Source organism: Magnetospirillum moscoviense, assembly GCF_001650635.1.
Taxonomy (GTDB): Bacteria; Pseudomonadota; Alphaproteobacteria; order Rhodospirillales; family Magnetospirillaceae; genus Magnetospirillum; species Magnetospirillum moscoviense.
The window spans coordinates 1-2,845 of the sequence record NZ_LWQU01000044.1; the positions used below are offsets into that span (position 1 = coordinate 1).

The window sequence follows — 2,845 nt, forward strand, 5'->3', positions numbered from 1 at the left end:
TGCCGACGCCTCGCCAAGGACTTCGAGAACCTCGCCAGAATGGCGCTGGCGTTCCTGCGCCTGGCCATGATCCGCCTTATGCTGCGCAGAATCGCAAGGCACAGGAAATAATAGGGAACTTCGCGGACGGACTCTAAGATAATTAAATTGTCACTACAGCCTAGACGGGATGTGTATCCGCATTTGCATGTTGTAAAACTAATGTAGCGCCCCGTAACATGCCGGCTGGAGTGAAGTCGGAGTGTCGGAGCATGAAGTTCGGTCTCGCGGTTCGGTTCGGATTATGGTTGGTGGCGGTGTCGCTGGTGACCGCCCTGGTGATCGGTGTCGCGGTCAACACCCATGCTGATTCTCTGGTGCGCCAGGCCGAGGAACGCGAACTGCACGGCCGCTTCGACCAGCTGGAAGAGGCCATCGCCGCCTCGTCGCGGCAGGCGGAATCACTGGCCGCGCTGGTGGCGGCGATCCCCGGCATCGGCGACCAGGTGGCCGCCGGCGACCGCGACGCCCTGGGGCGGCAATGGGTGCCGGCCTATCAGCAAATCGCCAAGACCTATGGCATGGAGCAGTTTCAGTTCCACCTGCCGCCGGCGACCTCGTTCCTGCGGGTCCATTCCCCCAAGAAGTTCGGTGACGACCTGTCGGCCATCCGCCAGACGGTGGTGCGTACCAACAATACCAAGTCGGCCACCCGCGGCCTTGAATACGGCGTCGCTGGCCTGGGCGTGCGCGGCGTGGTGCCGGTGATGGCTGGCGGCAATCATGTCGGCTCGGTCGAGTTCGGCCTGTCGTTCGGCCAGCCCTTCTTCGACGGTTTCAAGAAGCAGCATGGCGTCGATGTCGCCTTGCACGTCAAGGCCGGTGATGGTTTCAAGGCGCTGGCCGGCACACTGGGCGACAGCAGCCGGCTGAACGCGGCCGACCTGGCGGCGGCACTGGCAGGCCAAGCGGTGATCAAGACGGTCCAGGACGGGGGTGTCCGTCTGGCGGTGCTGGGCCATGTCATCCCCGATTATTCCGGTCAGCCGCTGGGCGTGATCGAGCTGGTGATGGATGCCAGCCATTACGCCGCCCTGCAGGCCTCGGGCAGCCGGACCCTGCTGCTGTTGATCGCCGGGACCTTGGTGCTGGCCGCCCTTCTTGCCGTGGTGATCGCGCGCGGCATCACCGGCGCAATCTCCGAGATGACCGAGGCGATGGTGCGCATCAGCCGGCACGACTTTGCTTTCGAGCTGAAGAACAGCGCCCGGTCCGACGAAATCGGGCGGATGAGCCAGGCGCTGGCGGTGGTCCGCGACGAGGCGGGTCAACTGGCCCGCCTGAAGGCCGAACAAGGGGAGATGGTCGCCAAGCTGGAAGCCAACCAGGCCGAGCTGGGCCGCAGCATGCGCAAGCAGCTGGAAGGCTTGGTCGAGGCCGCCATCCAAAGCAACGAAGCCGCCGTGGTGCTGGCCAAGATGATGGTCGATGTCCGCGCCGCCGCGTCGGAAAGCCAAGGCATCGCCGCCGCCATCGAGGAAATGGTGGCGTCGGTCAACACCATCGCCCAGACCTCGGAAGACGTCGCGCACGAAGCGGGCGACGCCGAAACCGCGGCGCGGGATGGGGTCGGCGCCGCCGGCTCGGCGCGCACCGCCACCGATGCCTTGCTGGTGGCGGTCGGCGATGTCGGCGCCCGCATCGGCGATCTGGCCTCGGCGTCGCAGCAGATCGGCGACATCGTCAACCAGATCGAGGCGATCGCCAGCCAGACCAATCTGCTGGCCTTGAACGCCACCATCGAGGCGGCCAGGGCCGGTGAAGCCGGCAAGGGCTTCGCGGTGGTCGCCGGCGAGGTCAAGACCCTGGCCAGCCAGACCGGCAAGGCCACCGAGGATATCCGCAATCGCATCGCCGGCCTGAAGTCGGACATGGATGCCGCCCTGGCCGCCATGCGCCAAAGCACCAGTGCGGTCGAGCAGGGCCGGGTGGCGGTCGATACCGTCACCGGCAGCCTGGATTCCATTGCCGGACGCATCGACGGGGTGACCGGCCGCATGCGGGATATCGCCGGCATCCTGGGGCAGCAATCCAGTGCGGCGGCCGAAGTGTCGTCGGGCACCGCTCGCATCGCCGCCTTGTCCAACAAGAATTCCGACGAGATCAACCAGGTGCTCGAAGCGATGAGCCGGGCCGGCGCGGTGCTAGATCAGCGGGTCGAGGATTTCTCGAGCCTGGGCACGCCGGAAGCGGTGATCACCATCGCCAAGAACGACCATGTCCGCTTCAAGCGCAGCGTCGTCGATCGCCTGCTGGACCGCAGTCAGCTGACCGCCGCCAAACTGGCCGATCACCATACCTGCCGTCTGGGCCGGTGGTACGATCAGGTGACCGACCCGGCCATCAAGGATCACCCGGCTTTCGCCCGTTTGCTCGATCCTCATCAGCGGGTCCATGCCCACGGCAAGCGAGCGTTGGAATTGTACGGCCAAGGCGAGAAGGTGGCGGCGATGCGCGAAGTCGAGCTGCTCAATGACGCCTCGCACGAGGTCCTGGCCCTGTTGGACGAAATGGGCCGCAGCTTCGCACCGGCCGAGTGAGGGACGGGGCTTCGGCCCCACTTCGCCGGCTCGCCCCACCATTGCCCAACCATTGTCCCCTTCGTCATGGCCGGGCTTGACCCACTGCTGTCCGGTTTAATTTTCGGGCTCATAGCAACACCATCTGATTGGGAGCGCCCCTGGGGCTGCGGTCGTCTCCGATTAGGCGGTCGATGCGGCGCAGGTGCATGAGGTTGGCGCGGACCAGACGGGCAAAGGCAAGCGGGCTTTGGACCAATTTCTGGGCCGTCTGGGCCAGGCGCAGC

General features: G+C 65.7%; 1 protein-coding gene and 2 pseudogenes. 2 read left to right on the forward strand and 1 reads right to left on the reverse strand.

The annotated features are described in order from the left end of the window. Together A6A05_RS20575 and A6A05_RS02665 are read left to right on the forward strand one after the other, a co-directional pair. Positions 1–111, forward strand: a pseudogene (locus A6A05_RS20575) (IS5/IS1182 family transposase); the annotation flags it as partial. A 140-nt stretch (positions 112–251) separates the two neighbouring features. Beyond that, entirely contained in the window at positions 252–2,579 is a 2,328-nt protein-coding gene (locus A6A05_RS02665) for a methyl-accepting chemotaxis protein (protein WP_172822165.1), read from the forward strand. A gap of 109 nt (positions 2,580–2,688) precedes the next feature. On the opposite strand, the pseudogene A6A05_RS21630 reads toward A6A05_RS02665, so the two are convergent. Beyond that, positions 2,689–2,845 (reverse strand): annotated as a pseudogene (locus A6A05_RS21630) (IS4 family transposase); the annotation flags it as partial.

Excerpts from the sequence above, each read along its gene's own strand:
- A6A05_RS02665 (WP_172822165.1), top strand. The coding sequence starts at position 252 with ATGAAGTTCGGTCTCGCGGTTCGGTTCGGATTATGGTTGGTGGCGGTG.